This window comes from Pseudomonas sp. URMO17WK12:I7, from assembly GCF_003269045.1.
In the GTDB taxonomy this organism is placed as follows: Bacteria; Pseudomonadota; Gammaproteobacteria; order Pseudomonadales; family Pseudomonadaceae; genus Aquipseudomonas; species Aquipseudomonas putida_J.
In genome coordinates, this window is sequence record NZ_QLTL01000005.1 from 12,881 (window position 1) to 32,700 (window position 19,820).

Annotated in this window: 18 protein-coding genes; 11 read left to right on the top strand and 7 right to left on the bottom strand. The window is 62.4% G+C overall.

Annotation, left to right across the window (positions count from 1 at the left end; genetic code table 11):
• Positions 1–90: 90 nt before the first annotated feature.
• The gene (locus H040_RS07800) at positions 91–492 is read right to left on the bottom strand and encodes a GFA family protein (protein ID WP_027917212.1); all 402 of its coding nucleotides are present in this window, start codon (positions 490–492) and stop codon (positions 91–93) included.
• 266 nt (positions 493–758) lie between these two features.
• Here H040_RS07800 and H040_RS07805 point away from each other — a divergent pair, with 266 nt between their 5' ends.
• The 9 genes from H040_RS07805 (at position 759) to H040_RS07845 (ending at position 10,971) form a co-directional block, all read left to right on the top strand.
• Positions 759–2,066 carry a CitMHS family transporter gene (locus H040_RS07805; RefSeq protein WP_027917211.1) on the top strand — a complete coding sequence of 436 codons (1,308 nt, stop codon included), beginning with the start codon at positions 759–761 and terminating at the stop codon, positions 2,064–2,066.
• Between the two features lie 70 nt (positions 2,067–2,136).
• Positions 2,137–2,907 (top strand): TerC family protein, encoded by a 771-nt coding sequence (locus tag H040_RS07810; RefSeq protein WP_027917210.1) that lies wholly within the window; start codon positions 2,137–2,139, stop codon positions 2,905–2,907.
• Between the two features lie 228 nt (positions 2,908–3,135).
• Positions 3,136–4,794: a Na/Pi cotransporter family protein gene (locus H040_RS07815; RefSeq protein WP_027917209.1), complete on the top strand. Its 1,659-nt coding sequence runs from the start codon at positions 3,136–3,138 to the stop codon at positions 4,792–4,794.
• 30 nt (positions 4,795–4,824) lie between these two features.
• Positions 4,825–6,231 carry a M16 family metallopeptidase gene (locus tag H040_RS07820; RefSeq protein WP_027917208.1) on the top strand — a complete coding sequence of 469 codons (1,407 nt, stop codon included), beginning with the start codon at positions 4,825–4,827 and terminating at the stop codon, positions 6,229–6,231.
• Between the two features lie 153 nt (positions 6,232–6,384).
• Positions 6,385–7,407, top strand: a complete 1,023-nt coding sequence (locus H040_RS07825) for a DUF5924 family protein (protein WP_027917207.1) — start codon at positions 6,385–6,387, stop codon at positions 7,405–7,407.
• Positions 7,408–7,487: 80 nt separating this feature from the next.
• On the top strand, positions 7,488–8,621 hold the full coding sequence (locus H040_RS07830; RefSeq protein ID WP_027917206.1) for an ABC transporter permease: 1,134 nt from the start codon (positions 7,488–7,490) through the stop codon (positions 8,619–8,621).
• On the top strand, positions 8,618–9,409 hold the full coding sequence (locus H040_RS07835) for an ABC transporter ATP-binding protein (protein WP_027917205.1): 792 nt from the start codon (positions 8,618–8,620) through the stop codon (positions 9,407–9,409). Before H040_RS07830 ends, H040_RS07835 begins: the two co-directional genes overlap by 4 nt.
• A gap of 3 nt (positions 9,410–9,412) precedes the next feature.
• Positions 9,413–10,351 carry an MlaD family protein gene (locus H040_RS07840; RefSeq protein ID WP_027917204.1) on the top strand — a complete coding sequence of 313 codons (939 nt, stop codon included), beginning with the start codon at positions 9,413–9,415 and terminating at the stop codon, positions 10,349–10,351.
• Positions 10,348–10,971: an ABC-type transport auxiliary lipoprotein family protein gene (locus H040_RS07845; protein ID WP_027917203.1), complete on the top strand. Its 624-nt coding sequence runs from the start codon at positions 10,348–10,350 to the stop codon at positions 10,969–10,971. Before H040_RS07840 ends, H040_RS07845 begins: the two co-directional genes overlap by 4 nt.
• Here H040_RS07845 and H040_RS07850 read toward each other — a convergent pair.
• From H040_RS07850 to H040_RS07875, 6 genes are all read right to left on the bottom strand, one after another.
• Positions 10,953–12,182 carry a nucleoside recognition domain-containing protein gene (locus tag H040_RS07850; protein WP_027917202.1) on the bottom strand — a complete coding sequence of 410 codons (1,230 nt, stop codon included), beginning with the start codon at positions 12,180–12,182 and terminating at the stop codon, positions 10,953–10,955. The genes H040_RS07845 and H040_RS07850 overlap by 19 nt on opposite strands.
• Before the next feature lie 247 nt (positions 12,183–12,429).
• Complete coding sequence (gene gltP / locus H040_RS07855; protein WP_027917201.1) at positions 12,430–13,758, bottom strand: glutamate/aspartate:proton symporter GltP; 1,329 nt, start codon at positions 13,756–13,758, stop codon at positions 12,430–12,432.
• 751 nt (positions 13,759–14,509) lie between these two features.
• The gene (locus tag H040_RS07860) at positions 14,510–14,983 is read right to left on the bottom strand and encodes an inhibitor of vertebrate lysozyme family protein (RefSeq protein WP_027917200.1); all 474 of its coding nucleotides are present in this window, start codon (positions 14,981–14,983) and stop codon (positions 14,510–14,512) included.
• Positions 14,984–14,985: 2 nt separating this feature from the next.
• A complete protein-coding gene (locus H040_RS07865) occupies positions 14,986–15,147 on the bottom strand; it encodes a DUF1328 domain-containing protein (protein ID WP_003252966.1) in 162 nt (53 codons plus the stop codon).
• 39 nt (positions 15,148–15,186) lie between these two features.
• Positions 15,187–15,480 (bottom strand): hypothetical protein, encoded by a 294-nt coding sequence (locus H040_RS07870; RefSeq protein WP_027917199.1) that lies wholly within the window; start codon positions 15,478–15,480, stop codon positions 15,187–15,189.
• 177 nt (positions 15,481–15,657) lie between these two features.
• On the bottom strand, positions 15,658–16,479 hold the full coding sequence (locus tag H040_RS07875; protein ID WP_033695944.1) for a BON domain-containing protein: 822 nt from the start codon (positions 16,477–16,479) through the stop codon (positions 15,658–15,660).
• A 210-nt stretch (positions 16,480–16,689) separates the two neighbouring features.
• On the opposite strand from H040_RS07875, the gene algB reads away from it, so the two are divergent.
• Both algB and H040_RS07885 read left to right on the top strand, forming a co-directional pair.
• Complete coding sequence (gene algB / locus H040_RS07880) at positions 16,690–18,036, top strand: sigma-54-dependent response regulator transcription factor AlgB (RefSeq protein ID WP_027917197.1); 1,347 nt, start codon at positions 16,690–16,692, stop codon at positions 18,034–18,036.
• A gap of 8 nt (positions 18,037–18,044) precedes the next feature.
• Positions 18,045–19,811 (top strand): KinB sensor domain-containing domain, encoded by a 1,767-nt coding sequence (locus H040_RS07885; RefSeq protein WP_033695943.1) that lies wholly within the window; start codon positions 18,045–18,047, stop codon positions 19,809–19,811.
• Positions 19,812–19,820 lie beyond the last annotated feature (9 nt).

The window sequence follows — 19,820 nt, forward strand, 5'->3', positions numbered from 1 at the left end:
AAAAGAGCCGCAAAGCGGCCCCGGCAATATTTGCAGTTAAGCTGAAATCGAGGGGCTGCTTTGCAGCCCTTACGCGACACAAGGCCGCTCCTACAATTTCTCCTCAGCCTCACCGGGCAACTGTTCATCCAGATGCAGCCAGGGCAACCGGCTGTCAGTCCAGATATGCCGCCTGGCTGGCACCCGTTCCGGGTGATCCAGCGTCGCTACAGTCACATCGATGCTTCCCGGACTATGCTCGGTGACCAACGCCAGATGCGCCCCGCATTCCCCACAGAAATACCGCTTGCAACTGGCCGGTGCCACATAGCACTGAGGCCGCCCCGCCAACCAGCGAAAACCCGAGCGGGGAAGGGTGACCCAGGTCACCACCAGCCCGCCGCTGACCCGCCGGCAAATCGAACAATGGCAATGGGCGACGTCCGTCAGGTCACCCTGCAGCCGATAGCGCAAGGCGCCGCAATGGCAGCCACCCTCGGTTACATCCTGCATCACCTACCTCCCGTCGCCGTTTTCTCGGCGAAAGCTGGCTGAAAGCTTGCCCCCCTAGGATAGCCCCCACTACCGGCACAAGACCGGTCAGCCAAGGTGCTTGGAAATCTCCGCGCCTGGCCCATCAACAACAACAATGGTGATTCTGATGTATTCCTGCGCCCGCCTTTCTGTAATCCCTCTCCGCATGCTCCCCGCGCAGCGCCAAACGCGCTGATCCGCCCGAATCGACAATCCTTTCGCCGCGCCACGCCTGGAGTATTGCCATGCTGACCTTCCTCGGCTTTGCCATGGTCATCACCTTCATGTACCTGATCATGACCAAGCGCCTGTCGGCCTTGATCGCGCTGATCCTGGTACCGATCCTGTTCGCCCTGTTCGGCGGTTTTTCCGCCAAGATCGGCCCGATGATGCTAGAAGGCATCAGCAAGCTCGCGCCCACCGGTGTGATGCTGATGTTCGCCATCCTCTATTTTGCCCTGATGATCGACTCCGGCCTGTTCGACCCGGCCGTGCGCAAGATCCTCAAGCTGGTAAAGGGTGACCCGCTGAAAGTCTCGGTTGGCACTGCGGTGCTGGCCCTTGTCGTCTCGCTCGACGGTGACGGCGCCACCACCTACATGATCTGCTGCGCCGCCATGCTGCCACTTTACAGCCGCCTGGGCATGAGCCCGCGGATCATGGCCGGGTTGATCATCCTCGCCGGCGGGGTGATGAACATGACCCCGTGGGGTGGCCCGACCGCCCGTGCCGCCAGCGCCCTGCATGTAGACCCGTCGGACATCTTCGTACCGATGATCCCGGCCATGGTCTTTGGTGTGCTGGCGATCCTGGCCATCGCCTATATGTACGGCAAGCGAGAACGTGCCCGCCTGGGTGAACTGCACCTGCCGACCGATGACATCGACCACAGCGAAATCAGCGTGTCGCAGTTCCCTGAGGCGCGTCGCCCCAAGCTGATCTACTTCAACGGCGCCCTGACCGCAGCGCTGATGGTCGCGCTGATCGCCGGCGTGCTGCCGCTGCCGGTACTGTTCATGATCGCCTTCAGCATCGCCATGATCGTCAACTACCCATGCCTGCAGCAGCAGAAGGACCGTATTGCCGCCCATGCCGGCAGCGTGCTGGCCGTGACCGGGTTGATCTTCGCCGCCGGCATCTTCACCGGTATCCTGTCTGGTACCGGCATGGTCGAGGCCATGTCCAAGAGCCTGCTGGCGGTCATTCCTGAAGCATTGGGCCCGTACCTGGCAGTGATCACCGCGATCGTGAGCATGCCGTTCACCTTCTTCATGTCCAACGACGCTTTCTACTACGGTGTGCTGCCGGTGCTGTCGGAGGCGGCCAGCCATTACGGAATCAGCCCGGTGGAAATGGCCCGTGCCTCGATCGTCGGGCAGCCGGTACACCTGCTCAGCCCGTTGGTGCCCTCGACTTACTTGCTGGTGGCCCTGGCCGGTATCGAGTTCGGCGATCACCAGCGCTTCACGCTCAAGTGGGCAGTGCTGGTATGCCTATGCATAATGTTCGCCGCGCTGCTGATGGGCATTTTCCCGCTGTTCAGTAGTCTTTAATTAACACGTATCACCCAATGCGATGCGCCCCCGAAGGGGTGCATCGCCTTTACCGTTTGAAGGAATACACATGGAATGGCTGACCAGCCCGGAAATCTGGGTTGCCTTTTTTACCCTGACGGCACTTGAGATCGTCCTCGGGATCGACAACATCATCATGATCTCGATCCTGGTCAGCCGCATGCCCAAGCACATGCAGCCGCGCACCCGGATCTTCGGCCTGGCCCTGGCCATGGTTACCCGGATCATGCTGCTGCTGTCGATCACCTGGGTCATGCGTCTCACCGCCGACCTGTTCGTGGTTTTCGGCCAGGGTATCTCCGGGCGTGACCTGATCCTGTTCTGCGGCGGCCTGTTCCTGCTGTGGAAAAGCTCGCAAGAGATCTACCACGGCCTGGAAGGCGAGGAAGAAAGCGCCGACGAGCCCAAGGGCGCGGGTGGCAAATTCCTCTACACCATCATCCAGATCGCAATCATCGACATCGTGTTCTCGCTGGACTCGGTGATCACCGCCGTCGGCATGGTCTCGCACGTGCCGGTGATGATTGCCGCAATCGTCGTCGCGGTACTGGTGATGATGGCTTGTGCCGGCGCCATCAGCAACTTCATCGACAAACACCCATCGCTGAAGATGCTTGCACTTTCGTTCCTGATCGTCGTCGGTACCGTGCTGATTGCCGAATCTTTCGGCGTTCATGTTCCGAAGGGCTATGTCTACTTCGCCATGGCCTTCTCGCTGGCCGTTGAGGCAATCAACATCCGCATGCGTACTGCCCTGGCGCGCAAGCAAGGCAAGGAACACGACCCGGTGAAACTGCGCAAGGACGTCCCGGGTCAGTAAGATCAGGACGCGCTAACAGAAGGGCCCTGCGGGGCCCTTTTTCATGTACAGGCTTTCATGACAGAAACATTTCAAATACTTGCAGAGCGTGCCAAGCTGGCGCGAGGTCCGCAAAACAACTAAAGCTTGAGTAAGCACTGGATCAAAACACCCACCCCCGGGCCAGGCTTACAGCTTCATCCATTTTGGCTCCGCCACTGGAGCCCGATAACAAAGGGGGGCTCGACCATGCTGACCCTGCTCAACCTGCTCTCCGCCGTGGCCTTGCTGGTGTGGGGCACGCATATCGTCCGTACCGGCATCCTCAGGGTGTTCGGCTCCAACCTGCGCCGCGTGCTCAGCCAGAACATGAACCGCCGGCCGCTGGCATTCATTGCCGGCATCGTTGTCACTGCCGTGGTGCAGAGCAGCAACGCCACCGCCATGCTGGTCACGTCCTTCGTCGGCCAGGGCCTGATGGCCATGACCCCGGCGCTGGCGATCATGCTCGGTGCCGATGTCGGTACCGCGCTGATGGCCCGTGTACTGACCTTCGACCTGTCGTGGCTGTCGCCACTGCTGGTGTTCCTCGGGGTGATCTTCTTCCTCTCGCGCAAACAGACCCGCGCGGGCCAGCTGGGCCGCGTGGGCATCGGCCTGGGGTTAATCATTCTGGCCCTGCAGCTGATCGTGCAGGCGGCGGCGCCGATCACCCATGCACAAGGTGTGAAGGTGCTGTTCGCCTCGCTGACCGGCGATATCCTGCTCGACGCCCTGTTCGGCGCACTGTTCGCCATGGTCTCGTATTCCAGCCTGGCTGCCGTGCTGCTCACCGCCACCCTGGCCGGCGCTGAAGTAATCAGCCTGCCGGTCGCCATCGGCCTGGTCGTCGGCGCCAACATCGGCAGCGGCTTGCTAGCCTTCATCAGCACCAGCATGCAGAACGCCGCAGGTCGCCGCGTGGCCCTGGGCAGCCTGCTGTACAAGCTGATCGGCCTGGTGCTGATCATCCCAGTGCTGCACCCACTGGTGGAGTGGATGGACAGCCTGAGTTTCAGCCCGCAGGAGCTGGTGATCGGTTTCCACCTGCTCTACAACACCTTGCGCTGCCTGATCATGCTGCCAACGGTCAAACCCATGGGCCGTCTGTGCAACGCGCTGTTGCCCGAACGCGAGGCGGCCAATGGTCAGATACGCCCACGCCATCTCGATGCCTCGGCTCTGACCACACCGAGCTTGGCCTTGGCCAATGCCGCACGGGAAACTCTGCGCCTGGGCGACATCGTCGACAGCCTGCTGGAAGCCATGCTCGGCGCCCTGCGTGGCACCCACACCGCCATGCCCCAACAGGTGCGGGCTTTGGGCGAAGATGCCGAAGCGCTCTACAACGCGATCAAGCTGTACCTGGCGCAAATGCCACGGGAAGACCTCAGCGATCAGGACAACCGTCGCTGGGCAGAAGTCATCGAGCTGGCGATCAACCTGAAGCTCGCCTGCGACCTTATCGAGCGCATGCTGCGCAAGGTGCAGCAACAGAAAACCAGCCAGCGCCGGGAGTTTTCCCAGGTCGGCCTTGAAGAGCTCACCGGGCTGCAGGAACAGTTGCTGGCCAACTTGCGCCTGGGCCTGTCGGTATTCCTGAGCGCCGATCCGGAAAGCGCGCGCCTGCTACTGCGCGAAAAGCGCCGTTTCCGCGCTCAGGAACGCCGCCTGGCCCATGCCCATGTCAGCCGCTTGCAGCGTAAGGTGGTGCAAAGTATCGAGACGAGTTCGCTACACTTGGAGCTGATCGCCGACATGAAGCGGTTGAACTCTTTGTTCTGCAGCAGTGCCTATGTGGTACTGGGTGGCTCGGACACTGGCGGGTTGTTGCTCGACAGCGTACCGGAAGATGCCCACCTGTCCTGATCTTGCACACCTGGAGACCTTCGCTCGCCCATGCGTTGCCTGATGTTCGTTTGCCTGCTGATCTGCAGCCTGCCCTCATTTGCCCTTGATCGCTCACGGGTCGAGGGTTACCTGTTGCCCAATGGCCTGCAGGTGATCCTTAAATCCGGTTACGAGCGCGACCATGTGGCGATACGCCTGGTGGTTGGGGTTGGCCTGGATGACTTCGGCTGCGAGCAGAAGGAGTTGCCGCACCTGCTTGAGCACCTGCTGTTCACCGGCATCGACGAGACCGGTGAGGGCGGCCTGGAGGAGCGCCTGCAGAGCCTGGGCGGCGAGTGGAACGCCTATACCAGCAGCGCCGACACCACCTTCGTCATCGAGGCACCGGCACGCAACCAGCGCAAGGTGCTCGACCTGTTGCTGGCAATCATCCGCGACACCCGCATCGACGCCAAGGCGCTGGCCACGGCCAAGCACATCATCGAACGCGAGGATGGCGGCCACTATGGCCACCTGCAGCGCTGGCTCGACCGCCAGGACATCGGCCACCCGGCCAGCGACCAACTGGCCACCGAGCTGGGCCTGAAATGCGCCGAGCGCTCCAATGTCGACGACATGACCCTGGAGCAGGTGCAAGCCCTGCGCGAGCGCTGGTACGCCGCCAACAACATGACCCTGATCGTGGTCGGTGGCCTGGACCGCCTGCTGCCTGCATACCTGGAGCGGACCTTTGGCGAACTGCCTGCCACCGAGCCGGAAGAACGGCGCAACCTCGAAAGCATCAGCCAGCAAGCCGAACAGCGGCGTGACCTGACCCGCGGCGTGCTGGGCGACAGCGTCAAGCTGCACTGGCTATTCATTGAGCCGGTGCTGGACAGTGACCACCAACAGACCCTGGACCTGCTGTCGCGCTACCTCGATTGGGCCATCTATGACCAGCTGCGCCTGCGCAACGGCCTGTCCTACGGGCCGTCGGTGCAACGCGAGAGCTTTGGCGACAGCGGCATGCTCAGCCTCAATGCCGACCTTGAGCGCGACGATGTCGACCAGGCCGTGAAGCTGATGCAGCAGTTGTTCGACCATCTGCGCAAGGAAGGCCTTGACCCGGACACCTTCGCCCGCATCAAGGACGCCGCCGTGGCCAAGGAAAGCTGGAGCACCCAGGGCAACAGTGCGCTGGCCGATTACTACTGGGGGGCGCTGAACGAGTATAACAATGGCCGCTTTGCCGACCCGGCGCGCAAGTTGCGCCAGGTGACCCTGGAACAGGCCAACGCAGCCTTGAAGGACTTGCTCAAGGACCAGGGCTACCTGCGGATCGAGAAGCCGTTCCTGGGGTATGACGAGCTATACGGACTGGTGGCATTGCTGCTGGGGCTGGTACTGGCGCTTGGGCTGTTGCGCTGGCGCCGGCACACGCCAGAACGGCCGAGTGGTGCTACACGCCAGCAGTGATTCGGCGGTATCCTTTTGCCAGTACCAGCCCTTTCGCGGGCAAGCCCGGTCCCACAGGGATATCACCAGCCCCAAGGGCAGTGAAGCACCTGTGGGCGCGGGCTTGCCCGCGAAGAGGCCGGCACAGCCACCTCATCTTTCTGTTGCAGACCCATGCCCCCAATACCCCACTTCGTTCAGCGCGTCATCGAGCTGCTCAAACGCTACCCCGGCGTCATCGCGCTCGGTGGTTTCCTCTCCGGCATTGGCAGTTTCATCCTGGTCGACCGCCAGGCCAGCCTGGCCAGCTGGATCGCCATACTCATGCTGGTCAGCTGGGTCTGGCTGATGCTGGAAAACACCCTGACCGGCCTGTTCGCGCGCACCTTCAAACGCGAAATCCCGCAGCCACTGCTGCGCTACGCGACGCAGATGATCCACCAGGAAAGCCTGTTCTTCGTCCTGCCGTTCTTCTTCATCACCACTACCTGGAACAGCGGTCAGCTGGTGTTCACCGGCCTGCTTGGTGCTGCCGGGCTCATCTCGATCATCGATCCTCTGTACTACAAGTGGCTGGCACCACGGCGCTGGCTGTTCCTGGCGCTGCACACCCTGACGTTGTTCGCCGCGCTGCTCACCGCGCTGCCGATCATCCTGCACCTGACTACCGCACAAAGCTTCAAGCTGGCGTTGATTGCCGCCATGGCGCTGTCGTTCCCAAGCCTGCTCAGCAGCTTCCCGGTCAATACGTGGCGCCGTGGTGTGGCATTGGTACTGGTTACTCTGGCTGTAGGCGGCAGTGGCTGGTTGCTGCGTTCCTGGGTGCCACCGGCAACGCTGTGGATGACGGACGTGGCGGTCAGCACCGAAGTGCTCAATCGCCAGCCCGGCGAATCGCTCGAAAAAGTGGCTGCCAGCCGCATCCGCAGCGGTGGTCTGTACGCCTACACCGCGATCAACGCGCCACGAGGTCTGGACGAGCGCATCTACCATGTGTGGCAAAAGGACGGCCAGGAAGTCGACCGCATTGCCCTGGATATCCACGGCGGGCGCAAGGAAGGCTACCGCGCCTGGACCCACAAGCAGAACTTCCCGCCCAACCCGGTGGGCAAGTGGCAGGTGCGGGTGCTGACCGAAGATGGCCAGGTGATCGGTGTGCTGCGCTTCAAGGTAGTGGACGACGCGCCTGCGCCGTGAGGCGGGCGCAGGACAGCACATATTCAACAAACCGCTCCATGCCCGCTGCGCTATGATCAGCCTCTAGCCCAGTCGGATGCATGGAGCCTATGACCACACCCAGCGCCACCCTGGACACCAGCTGCCAGCCGGCCTGCCTGCGGATCGCCGGTGACTGGACCCTGGCCCATTACGCCAGCCTCAAGCGCGACAGCGAGCGCCTGCGCACGCAGTATGGCACCGATGCCATAGCCGACCTCAGCCAGCTGGGCCGCCTGGATACCGCAGGTGCCTCGCTGCTGGCCGAGTTGCTCGGGTCCGAGCGCCTCTCGCACTGCACCCATGACCTGCCCGAAGCCAGCCGCGCCCTGCTCAAGAATGTCTACTGCTCGGTGCAGGACTACTGCATCCCGATCAAGGAGCCCGAGCGCAACGTGCTGCTGGTGCTATTGGCGCGTATCGGTTGTGCGGTCGGTACGCTGTGGCAGGACACCATGCAGTTGCTCGGATTCCTCGGCCTGATCATCGAAACCCTGCTGCGTCGCGTGCTTCAGCCTCACCGCTGGCGTGTCACCCCGGTGATCGCGCACATCGAGCAGACCGGGCTGGATGCCGCCCCCATCGTCGCCTTGCTGACCTTCCTGGTGGGCGCGGTGGTGGCCTTCCTCGGGGCCACGGTGCTGGCCGACTTTGGCGCAACCGTCTTCACTGTCGACCTGGTGGCCTTCTCGTTCCTGCGCGAGTTCGCCGTACTGCTGACCGCCATCCTCATGGCCGGGCGCACCGCCAGTGCCTTCACCGCGCAGATCGGCTCGATGAAGGCCAATGAAGAGATCGACGCCATCCGCACCCTGGGTCTCAACCCGATCGAACTGCTGGTAGTGCCGCGGGTGTTGGCGCTGCTGATTTCACTGCCGTTGCTGACCTTCGTCGCGATGATCTGCGGCATCGTCGGAGGCGCAGTGGTCTGCGCCCTGTCACTGGGCATTTCACCGGCGATGTTCCTGTCGCTGCTGCAAACCGACATCGGCGTGCAGCACTTCCTGGTCGGCCTGGCCAAGGCACCGATCTTTGCCTTCCTGATCGCCGCCATTGGTTGCCTCGAAGGCTTCAAGGTCAGCGGCAGCGCCGAATCGGTCGGCGCCCACACCACCTCCAGCGTGGTGCAATCGATTTTCGTGGTCATCGTGCTGGATGCGGTGGCGGCGCTGTTCTGCATGGAGATGGGCTGGTGAACGGCCGGGAAGCGGTGATAGAAGCGCGGGGTATCTGCAACCGCTTTGGCAGCCAGGTCGTGCACCAGGACCTCGACCTGGACCTGTACCGCGGCGAAATCCTCGCGGTGGTCGGCGGGTCGGGTAGCGGCAAGTCGGTGCTTCTGCGCAGCATCATCGGCCTGCGACGCCCCAACGAGGGGCAGGTCAAGGTATTCGGCGAAGACCTGGCCGGGTTGCGTGAGGAACAGCGCTCGCTGGCCGAACGCCGCTTCGGCGTGTTGTTTCAGAAAGGCGCACTGTTTTCGTCATTGACGGTCACCGAGAACGTGGCCCTGCCATTGATTGAACATGCCGGCCTGTCACGCGCCGATGCCGAGCACCTGGCCGGGGTCAAGCTGGCCCTTGCCGGCCTGCCGATTTCCGCCGCCGACAAATACCCCTCGTCACTCTCCGGCGGCATGATCAAGCGCGCAGCCCTGGCACGCGCACTGGCACTGGACCCGGACATCCTGTTCCTCGACGAACCCACCGCAGGCCTGGACCCTATCGGTGCCGCAGCCTTCGACCAGTTGATCCTGACACTGCGCGATGCCCTGGGCCTGAGCGTGTTCCTGATCACCCACGATCTCGACACCCTCTACACCATCACCGATCGCATCGCCGTGTTGTCACAGAAGAAAGTCCTGGTCGCAGGCCCCCTGGCCGAGGTCGAGCAGACCAACGACCCCTGGATCCACGAATACTTTCACGGCCCACGCGGGCGTGCAGCCGAACACGCCGCCGCCAGCGCCGGGCAGGAGCGCTGAACAATGGAAACCCGAGCTCATCACGTCCTGATTGGCCTGGTCACCGTCCTGGTGGTGGCTGGCGCCATGCTGTTCGGCCTGTGGCTGACCAAATCCAGCGTGGACGACGCCTTCAAGGATTACGAAGTCATCTTCAACGAAGCCGTCTCGGGGCTGTCCCGTGGCAGCCCCGTGCAGTACAACGGCATCAAGGTCGGCGATGTCACCAGCTTGCGTCTGGACCCAAAAGACCCACGCCGGGTGCTGGCCCGGGTGCGCCTGAGCGGCGACACCCCGGTCAAGGAAGACACCCAGGCCAAGCTGACCCTGGCCGGGGTCACCGGCAACTCGTTCATCCAGCTCAGCGGTGGCACGCCGCAAAGCCCGGAACTCAGGGGCAAGGACGGCAAGCTGCCGGTGATCGTCGCCTCACCTTCGCCGATCTCCCGCCTGCTTAACGACAGCAGTGACCTGGTGACCAACATCAACCTGCTGCTGCACAACGCCAACCAGATGTTCTCTGAAAGCAACATCGACCGCCTGAGCAACACCTTGGCCAACCTGGAGCAGACCACCGGCGCCTTCGCCAACAAGAAGGGCGGTATCAGCGACGCCATCGAGCAACTGGCCCAGGTCGGCAAGCAGGCCAACGCCACCTTGGCCGAGACCCAGGCGCTGATGCGCAACGCCAACGGCCTGCTTGGCACCCAGGGCAAGCAGGCCATCGGCAGCGCCGAGCAGGCCATGCAGTCGCTGGCCGAAAGCGCCGCGACCATCAACAGCCTGCTGCAGGACAACCGCCAGTCCATCGATGACGGCGCCCAAGGGCTCAACCAGCTGACCCCGGCCATCCGCGAACTGCGCGAAACCCTCAACTCGCTCAAGGGTATTTCCCGGCGCCTGGAGGCTGACCCGAGCGGCTACCTGCTTGGCCGCGACAACAACAAGGAGTTCCAGCCATGATTCCATCGCTGCGCCTGCTGGCACTGGCGGCCACCCTTGGCTTGGCCGGCGCCTGCTCGATCCTGCCGCAGAGCGAACCGGTTGATCTCTACCGCCTGCCGGTGAACCAGGCCAGCCACAGCACTACCCCGGTGGACTGGTCCCTGCGCCTGAACAAGCCACTGGCCAGCGAAGCGCTGGCCGGGCCACGCATCGCCGTGATACCTCAAGGTGATGTGATCAGCAGCTACAAAGGCGCCCGCTGGAGCGACCCGGTGCCATTGCTGGTGCGCAACCGCCTGCTCGATGGCTTCCAACGTGATGGCCGGGTGCAACGGCTGAGCGCTGACGACAGTAACCTGCAGGCCGATTACGAACTGAGCGGCGAGCTGCAGGCGTTCCAGAGCGAGTATCAGCCGGGGGGCAAGGTCGAAGTGGTGATCCGCTATGACGCACGCCTGGTGCAAGGCCGCAGCCAACGCATTCTCAGCAGCAAGCGCTTCGAAGTGCGCCAGCCATTGGCAGATACCCAGGTCTCAGCCGTGGTCGCCGGCTTTGGCGCGGCCAGCGATCAGCTGGCCGGAAAGGTGGTGAACTGGACCGTGACGCAGAGCACCCAGGCTCAGGCGAAGAACCAGTAGCAGACGCAGATGGCCGCGATCACACCGGCCAGCTCGGCCAGCAAGGCGCAGCCGACAGCGTGGCGCACGCGCTGGATACCGACTGCGCCGAAGTACACCGCCACCACGTAGAAGGTGGTTTCGGTGCTGCCCTGGATGGTTGCGGCCACCAGGGCCGGGAAGCTGTCGACACCGTGGGTCTGCATGGTCTCGATCAGCATGGCCCGCGCCGCACTGCCGGAGAACGGCTTGACCAGTGCAGTGGGCAGGCCCTCCACGAAGCGGGTATCCAGCCCCATCCCGTTGACCGCATGGCGAATGCCATCCAGGGCCAGCTCCAGTGCGCCCGACGCCCGTAAAACGCCCACCGCGACCAGCATCGCCACCAGGTATGGCAGCAGGCTCTTGGCCACATCGAAACCTTCCTTGGCGCCTTCGACGAAGGTTTCGTACACCTGCACCCGCTTCAACGCGCCGATCACCAGGAACAGGATGATCACCCCGAACAACGTCAGGTTGCCGAGGATCGACGACAGACTGGCCAATGCGGCAGCCGACAAGGTACCGAGGAAGGCCATGAAGCCACCCAGCAGCAGCGCGCCGGGGATCAGGTAGGCGAGCACCACCGGGTCCCACAGCCGCAGGCGCTGCATTACCGCCACCGATAGCAGGCCGACCAGGGTCGAGGCACTGGTCGCCAGCAGGATTGGCAGGAACACCAGCGTGGGGTCAGTAGCGCCTTGCTGGGCGCGGTACATGAAGATGGTCACCGGCAGCAGGGTCAGCGACGAGGCGTTGAGCACCAGGAACAGGATCTGCGCGTTGCTGGCCGTGGTGCTGCTGGGGTTGAGCTCCTGCAGTGCACGCATGGCCTTGAGGCCGATTGGCGTGGCAGCATTGTCCAGGCCCAGGCCATTGGCGGCGAAGTTCATGGTGATCAGGCCTAGGGCCGGGTGGCCTGGTGGCACTTCCGGCATCAGGCGGGCGAACAGCGGCCCCAGCACCTTGGCCAGCCATTCGACGATGCCGGCCTTTTCAGCGATCTTGAGGAAGCCCAGCCACAGGGTCAGGGTGCCGAACAGCAGGATCATGACCTCCACCGACAGCTTGGCCATGGCGAAGATGCTCTCGACCATCGCCGCGAAGATGCCGGCATTGCCACCGACCAGCCATTGGGCCAGGGCGGAGACGGCCGCCACCAGGAAAAAGCCGAGCCAAAGGCCGTTGAGCATCCGTGTGTTCCCCCTGAAAAATGCCCGAATGATAGCGTATCGCGGCCGGTCGCTGGAGATCTCGCAGCTGTCACAGAACCCTGTGAGAGCGGGCTTGCCCGCGAAGCAGGCAGCGCGATGGATGGCAGCGGCTACGCCGGTGTTCGCGGGCAAGCCTGCTCCCACATGGGTCAGCAAACAACCTGGGCCATCCCACAGACAACAAAAAGCCCCGACAAGTCGGGGCTTTCTGGTTCAGCAGGTTTGGCTATCGCTTGGCTGGCTCGCCAACCACCGCAGCCTGCTGCTTGTCCGCCATCAGCGAGGCGTAGTACTGCTCGCCCTTGGCGGCGTCGTACATGCCTTCCCAACGCGCAATCACCAGGGCTGCCAGGGCGTTGCCGATCACGTTCAGGGCAGTACGGGCCATGTCCATGATGCGGTCGACACCGGCGATGAAGGCCAAGCCTTCCAGCGGGATGCCCACACTGCCCAGGGTCGCCAGCAGCACCACGAAGGATACCCCCGGTACACCGGCGATGCCTTTGGAGGTGACCATCAGGGTCAGCACCAGCAGCAGCTGCTGGCTCCAGGACAGGTCGATACCGTACAGCTGGGCGATGAAGATGGCCGCGATGCTCTGGTACAGGGTCGAACCGTCAAGGTTGAACGAGTAGCCGGTCGGTACCACGAACGAGCAGATCGACTTCGGCGCACCGTATTTCTCCATCTTCTCGATCACGCGCGGCAGCACGGTTTCGGAGCTGGAAGTGGAGTAGGCGAGGATCAGCTCATCTTTCATGATGCGCATGATCTTGATGACCGAGAAGCCGAACAGGCGCGCTACCAGGCCCAGCACCATGAAGGCGAAGAAGGCGATGGCGAAGTACACCAGCAGTACCAGCTTGGCCAGCGGCAGCAGCGAGCTGAAGCCGAAGTTGGCGACGGTCACGGCGATCAGGGCGAACACACCGATCGGGGCGTAGTTCATGATCATGTGGGTGACCTTGAACATGGTCTCCGACACGGCCTGGAAGGTACGCACCAGCGGCTCGCGCAGGTCGGCCTGCAAGCTCGACAGGCCAAGGCCGAACATTACCGAGAAGAAGATGATCGGCAGCATTTCGCCCCGCATCAGCGCTGCGAAGATGTTCGAAGGGATCAGGTTGAGCAGGGTCTCGATGAACGCGTGTTCATGCTGAACCTCGGCTGCAGTGGCCTGGTACTTGGAGATGTCGACGGTACCCAGGGTGCTCATGTCGATGCCGGCGCCCGGGTGGAACAGGTTGGCCAATACCAGGCCGACCACGATGGCGATGGTGGTCACCACCTCGAAGTAGAGGATGGTCTTCAGGCCGATGCTGCCCAGTTTCTTCGCATCGCCAACCCCGGCGATACCCACGATCAGCGACGAAATCACGATCGGGACGACGATCATCTTGATCAGGCGAATGAAGATGTCACCGGCGGGCTGGAGGACGTTGCTGATCCACCAGGCCTTTTCCGCGCTGAAGTGGTTCAGCAGCGCGCCGACTGCAACGCCCAGGACCAGACCGATGACGATCTGCCAGGCGAGGCTCAGTTTTGCCTTCTTCATGTCTTTACCCTTTGTTCTAGTGGTCACGGGCACCGACCGGAAAAGCGCGTAACAGAGCCGTTGGCAACGTCACGGGGAGCTTTTGGCTTCCGTCCGGGGACCTCGTGTAAGGACACCGCGAGCGAGCGACAGGGCGCTCGGGCCAGCGAAAAAGGCCGCAACTATTGCGATGGGGAAGGCTGAAATCTAATGCCGGAAACGCATACCCCATACCGATACGGCATAGGCATTCAGGTCAAAATACGCCGCGCGTAAGTCATTGATTTATAACGTTCGGAAATCCGAACAAGGCCAAACCGCCATATTTAGGCAGTATTGACGGTCTATAGGCAGGGATAAAAACGGCTTGTTCGACAATCCGAATGGCCGAAATGACACTTGCGCGGCCCCCGTATCGAGCGAAAAAAAATTGATGTACGGTCAAGACAAAATGTGTCCTGAGGGTCGGAACCTGAAAGGAATCAGCAAAAACCGAAAAGGAACTGCTAAATGAGGGTGAGGCGCCTCGGAAGCCAGGCCTGGGTCCGGTGTTTGTCAGACACCCCCCGGCCTGATGCTTCCGATTCTGCCTTTTCCTGACCCGGCCCAATCCTGGAGGTACTCCCTGTACCCCTAGGCCACTCCGATCCTGCAACAATCAGAACAGCCCGGCCCCCTGGTCATGCGCTGCCCCTCCTCGGGGCGGCGCATCATAGAAGCGAGAAAGATAGAAAGGTTCCGCTTCTATTGCGTGACAGTGCGCGACCGCTGGTCAGTACCAATTTGGATCGCGCTTGAGTTGCTCTTGCAACATCGCCTTCATGCCGTCGTCCGGTTTGCCCAGCCAGCGGTACTGCGCATGGCGGGTTGGCGACTTGTCACTCGGCAAGCCTTCGGGCACTTCCACGAGCATCCCGTAGGCATCGTCCTTGTCCCAGCTGAACGCTACGATCAAGCGCTTGTAGGTGCAGTTCTGCGGCGATTCGCACAACGGGCCGACCAAATACTTGTCGCCGTCTTCAGTAACCGCAGACATCTGCTCCTGGCCGCTGCCACTCAGGTTGATCACCCAATCCGGCAAGCGTTCCTCGCCCTTGATGGTGTCCTGCCAGGTTTCCCGGTATTCGGGGTCCGAGCCGAGCAACTGCTCGACCCGGACCTGGCCATCATTGGCCGCCAGCGCCGTTGCACTGCCGCCCAACACCAAGGCGGCGGCAGCCAAGGCTGTACAGAGCTTCCTGCTCATCTTCAACCTCGACCACGTCCAAAGAAGAAGGAAGCTACGAACAGGACCAGGAAGACAATGAACAGGATCTTCGCAATACCTGTAGCGGCGCCAGCGATACCACCGAAGCCAAGCACTGCGGCGACAATGGCGATGATGAGGAAAGTGATAGCCCAACTCAGCATGATGCTTCTCCTTTCTTTTTTTGAAATCGGTCCGGCGTCTCAGAACACCCAGCGCTGCTGGGGCACGACGTTATCCACAGTTGCCGGCGAGGTATTGCCGGCAGGCCGCTGCCCGGCAGGTCCGGCGGTATTTACCAGCGTGTTGGCGCGGGTCGCCTGAATCTGCGTCAGCAGCGCGGTCTGCGCTGCGACCTGATCGGCAAGGCGCGCGGTCTGCCAGCTGTAGTAAAAGAGGCCAGCGGCCAAGGTCAGCAGCAACGCCATTCCGAGCAACAGAAACTGGTGCACGGGCAGTGCGGCATTCAGCGAGCGTTTGACGGATGGGCGGTTCATGCCGGCTTCTCCTGCTGTAATTTTTCTATTCAAACCTGAACAGGTAATTGCAGCCTGCATGCCAGCCTTTCAATTTAAATAAAATCCTTATAAATCAATAAGTTACAAACATAATGGTTGATGGTTGAACGCGTATCCTGCACGATGCCCTCACTGGCGTCGTGCGAATTGCACGATTCAGCCCTCAACCTTGGTCGCCACTTTCAGCAGATCGGCGTCTACACCCCTCACGCCGATGATCTCCCGGGCGATATCCACAGCGATGGTCTTCTGTTCGCTGCTGACAACCTCACCAGTAAGCCGAACCATGCCTTGCTCACTCGCCACCTTGATATTCAGCCCGTCCAGATTGCGGCTGAAGCGGAAGCTGGTCTGAATCTTGTCGACCACCCAGCTGTCGCTCGGCTGCGGTCCACGGGTGAGGCCTGACGGGTTTTCCCTCGCTTTGGCCATGGCGGCAGAATCCAGGCTGACCAGATTGTTGACCAGGTGCACGCCGTCGCTGGTGCGCGCCACCACGCCGGCCAATTCCTTGGCCTCGGCACTGTCGACCTTGCCACGCAACGTCACCACGCCTTCACTGCTTTGCACCTCGATCGGCGCTTTTTCCGTGGTTTTGCTCCACAGCAACCGAGCACGGATCACGGCAGCCAAGGTCGCATCTTCCAGCCGCTGGGCATAAGCACGCAGCTCCAGCGGGCGCTCGACCAGCTCGGCGTTGACCTGCAACTGGTTATCGACCTGCTCGATACCTCGCGTGGCCAGTGCCACATGCTCGGCCAGCTGGCGTTCGACGTCATTCTCGACTTCACCGGAAAGGCGTGCCCGCGGGCCTTCGACCTCGACCTTGATGCGAAATGGATTGAGCATCCGGTTGAGCGCTAGCGCCGTTTGCAGCGAGCCCTCCAGGCGAGCGTCCTGAACAGGGTCGGCAGACGCAGGTGTGCAAACGGACAGCAGGGCGGCCGCCAACACGGCCAGGCGGATGGTAGGGGACACGGGTGTACCTCCTTATAGTTGGCAAAAGCTGAAAATCGTCGCAACCAATGTGCCAGCGTGGTGCTCTAAGCCAAGCAGCGGGAAATCCAGCGTTACGGCACGAATTGGCCATTGGCTAGCATGCAAAGGGCCGAATCCTTCACAATTGACCGTGCAACTTGCCCGATTTTTCCCACACTAATTAAAGAACTATCCGAAGGAGCGCAGGAAATGGAACCAGCCCAGGACAACCAAGGCCGCATTCTGCTGGTGGATGACGAGTCCGCGATCCTGCGCACCTTCCGCTACTGCCTTGAAGACGAAGGCTACAGCGTGGCCACGGCCAACAGCGCCGCGCAGGCCGACGCCTTGCTGCAGCGCCAGGTGTTCGACCTGTGCTTCCTCGACCTGCGCCTGGGCGAGGACAATGGCCTCGACGTACTGGCGCAAATGCGCGTTCAGGCACCGTGGATGCGGGTTGTGATCGTCACCGCGCATTCGGCGATCGACACCGCGGTCGATGCCATCCAGGCCGGCGCCGCCGATTACCTGGTCAAACCTTGCAGCCCTGACCAGTTGCGCCTGGCAACTGCCAAGCAACTTGAAGTTCGCCAGCTCTCGGCGCGTCTTGAAGCCCTCGAAGGCGAAGTGCGCAAGCCCAAGGACGGCCTCGATTCACACAGCCCGGCGATGATGGCCGTGCTCGAAACTGCCCGCCAGGTGGCTACCACCGATGCCAACATCCTCATCCTCGGCGAGTCGGGCACAGGCAAGGGCGAACTGGCCCGCGCCATCCACGGCTGGAGCAAGCGGTCGCGCAAGGCCTGTGTGACCATCAACTGCCCGTCGCTGAATGCCGAGCTGATGGAGAGTGAACTCTTCGGCCATACCCGCGGGGCTTTTACCGGTGCCAGTGAAAGCACGCTGGGGCGCGTCAACCAGGCGGATGGCGGCACACTGTTTCTCGATGAAATTGGCGATTTCCCCCTGACGTTGCAGCCCAAGCTGCTGCGCTTCATTCAGGACAAGGAATACGAGCGAGTCGGCGACCCGGTCACCCGCCGCGCCGACGTGCGCATTCTTGCGGCGACCAACCTCAACCTGGACGACATGGTGCGCGAGAACCGCTTCCGCGAAGACCTGTTGTACCGCCTCAATGTCATTACCCTTCACCTGCCGCCGCTGCGCGAGCGCAGCGAGGACATCCTGACCCTGGCCGACCGTTTCCTGGCCCGCTTCGTCAAGGAATACGCCCGCCCGGCCCGTGGTTTCAGCGACGAGGCGCGCAGCGCGCTGCTCAACTATCGCTGGCCGGGCAACATCCGCGAACTGCGTAACGTGATCGAGCGCGCCAGCATCATCTGCCCGCAGGAACGCGTCGAGATCACCCACCTGGGGATGGGCGAACAACCCACCAGCAATGCACCCCGGGTAGGCGCGGCCATGAGCCTGGATGAACTGGAGCGCGCTCACATCGGCGCGGTACTTGCCGCCAGCGAGACCCTCGACCAGGCCGCCAAAACCCTCGGTATCGACGCGTCCACGCTCTACCGCAAGCGCAAGCAGTACAACCTGTGAGGCTGCCGATGAGGCTGCGCACGCGGCTCTTCCTCAGCATCTCGGCCTTGGTGACCGTGGCCCTGCTGGGCCTGCTGCTGGGGTTGGTAAGCGTGCTGCAGATGGCCACGGTGCAGCAGCAATCAGTGCGCGAGACCACCCACGCGCTGGAAGTGGGCCTGAAACTGCGGCAAAACCTCGGCGAGCAACTGACACTGCTGCTGGACGAGGGCACCGCCCCGGAAGACTTGCGCGCCTTGCAGGACAACTTCCAGGCGCTGCTCAACCAAGGCCTGGCGCAAGGCGGCGAGCGCTCCGGGTTCAGCAAAGCCAGCAGTAACTACCAGGCCTTCCTGCAGGCCTACCGCAACAGCCCGGCGCCGGCCCGCAGCATGGGTGTGGAACAACCACTGGGCGCGGCTTTCAACCAGGTGCGCACTGACCTGATCGACTCGCACAAGCAGGCCCTCGATCAAATCACCCGCAGCGAAGAGTACACCCGTGACCGTGCCTTGTTGGTCAGTGGCGTGCTGGGCCTGATGGGGCTGGTGGTGCTGGTGCTCGGCTTCGTCACCGCCCACAATATCGCCCGCCGCTTCGGGCAGCCTATCGAAGCCCTGGCCAAGGCTGCCGACCAACTCGGCCAAGGTGATTTCGAAATCACCTTGCCGGTCACACAGGCCATCGAGCTCAACCAGCTGACCCGCCGCTTTGGATTGATGGCTGATGCTCTGCGCAAGCACCAGGCAACCAACGTCGATGAGCTGTTGGCTGGTCAGCAGCGCCTGCAAGCCGTACTCGACAGCATCGACGATGGCTTGCTGATCATCGATCGCCAAGGGCACCTCGAGCACCTCAACCCAGTTGCTCAACGGCAGCTCGGCTGGAACAACAGCCGCGTCGGTAGTGGCCTGGCCGAAGCCCTGCAGCGCCCAGAACTGGAGCAGCAACTGCGCCAGGTACTGCGTGGCGGCAGCCTGGATCGGCCACCGGACGACCTGAGCATCGAGGTCGATGAAGAATCCCGCCTGCTGACTTACAGCCTGACCCCAGTCAGCCATCCGCAAGGGCCGATTCTGGGCGCGGTGATGGTGCTGCACGATGTGACCGAGCAACGCGCCTTCGAACGCGTACGCAGCGAGTTCGTGCTTCGTGCCTCGCATGAGTTGCGCACCCCGGTGACCGGTATGCACATGGCATTCGGCCTGTTGCGCGAGCGGCTGAAGTTCCCGCCCGAGGCTCGCGAAAGCGATCTGCTGGAAACCATCGGCGAGGAAATGCAGCGCCTGACCCAGCTGATCAACGACCTGCTGAACTTCTCACGCTACCAGAGCGGCCTGCAGAAGCTTGAGCTTGCCCCATGCGCCATCGACGAATTGCTGGACAGGGCTCAGCTGCGCTTTGGCGAACAGGCCGCAAACAAGCAGATCGAACTGATCAAGGCGCTGGAACCGCCGCTGCCACGCATCCAGGCCGACATTGCTCAACTCGACCGGGTACTGGACAACCTGCTGCACAACGCCATTCGCCATACCGCCAATGGCGGCCGCATCCGCCTGCATGCACGGCGACACGCGGAGCGGGTGATCATCAGTGTCGAGGACAATGGTGAGGGCATAGCCTATGGCCAGCAGGGGCGGATCTTCGAACCGTTCGTGCAGGTTGGCCGCAAGAAAGGCGGCGCTGGGTTGGGGCTGGCACTGTGCAAGGAGATCGTGCAGTTGCATGGCGGGCGCATGGGCGTGTTTTCTCGCCCGGGGCAGGGCACTCAGTTCTATATGGCCCTGCCGGTCTGACGCCGTCTG

What these genes read in the sequence shown, in the direction of transcription:
- H040_RS07800 (WP_027917212.1), bottom strand. Translation starts at nt 492, where the DNA reads ATGCAGGATGTAACCGAGGGTGGCTGCCATTGCGGCGCCTTGCGCTAT.
- H040_RS07805 (WP_027917211.1), top strand. Translation starts at nt 759, where the DNA reads ATGCTGACCTTCCTCGGCTTTGCCATGGTCATCACCTTCATGTACCTG.
- H040_RS07810 (WP_027917210.1), top strand. Translation starts at nt 2,137, where the DNA reads ATGGAATGGCTGACCAGCCCGGAAATCTGGGTTGCCTTTTTTACCCTG.
- H040_RS07815 (WP_027917209.1), top strand. Translation starts at nt 3,136, where the DNA reads ATGCTGACCCTGCTCAACCTGCTCTCCGCCGTGGCCTTGCTGGTGTGG.
- H040_RS07820 (WP_027917208.1), top strand. Translation starts at nt 4,825, where the DNA reads ATGCGTTGCCTGATGTTCGTTTGCCTGCTGATCTGCAGCCTGCCCTCA.
- H040_RS07825 (WP_027917207.1), top strand. Translation starts at nt 6,385, where the DNA reads ATGCCCCCAATACCCCACTTCGTTCAGCGCGTCATCGAGCTGCTCAAA.
- H040_RS07830 (WP_027917206.1), top strand. Translation starts at nt 7,488, where the DNA reads ATGGAGCCTATGACCACACCCAGCGCCACCCTGGACACCAGCTGCCAG.
- H040_RS07840 (WP_027917204.1), top strand. Translation starts at nt 9,413, where the DNA reads ATGGAAACCCGAGCTCATCACGTCCTGATTGGCCTGGTCACCGTCCTG.
- H040_RS07845 (WP_027917203.1), top strand. Translation starts at nt 10,348, where the DNA reads ATGATTCCATCGCTGCGCCTGCTGGCACTGGCGGCCACCCTTGGCTTG.
- H040_RS07850 (WP_027917202.1), bottom strand. Translation starts at nt 12,182, where the DNA reads ATGCTCAACGGCCTTTGGCTCGGCTTTTTCCTGGTGGCGGCCGTCTCC.
- gltP (WP_027917201.1), bottom strand. Translation starts at nt 13,758, where the DNA reads ATGAAGAAGGCAAAACTGAGCCTCGCCTGGCAGATCGTCATCGGTCTG.
- H040_RS07860 (WP_027917200.1), bottom strand. Translation starts at nt 14,983, where the DNA reads ATGAGCAGGAAGCTCTGTACAGCCTTGGCTGCCGCCGCCTTGGTGTTG.
- H040_RS07865 (WP_003252966.1), bottom strand. Translation starts at nt 15,147, where the DNA reads ATGCTGAGTTGGGCTATCACTTTCCTCATCATCGCCATTGTCGCCGCA.
- H040_RS07870 (WP_027917199.1), bottom strand. Translation starts at nt 15,480, where the DNA reads ATGAACCGCCCATCCGTCAAACGCTCGCTGAATGCCGCACTGCCCGTG.
- algB (WP_027917197.1), top strand. Translation starts at nt 16,690, where the DNA reads ATGGAACCAGCCCAGGACAACCAAGGCCGCATTCTGCTGGTGGATGAC.
- H040_RS07885 (WP_033695943.1), top strand. Translation starts at nt 18,045, where the DNA reads ATGAGGCTGCGCACGCGGCTCTTCCTCAGCATCTCGGCCTTGGTGACC.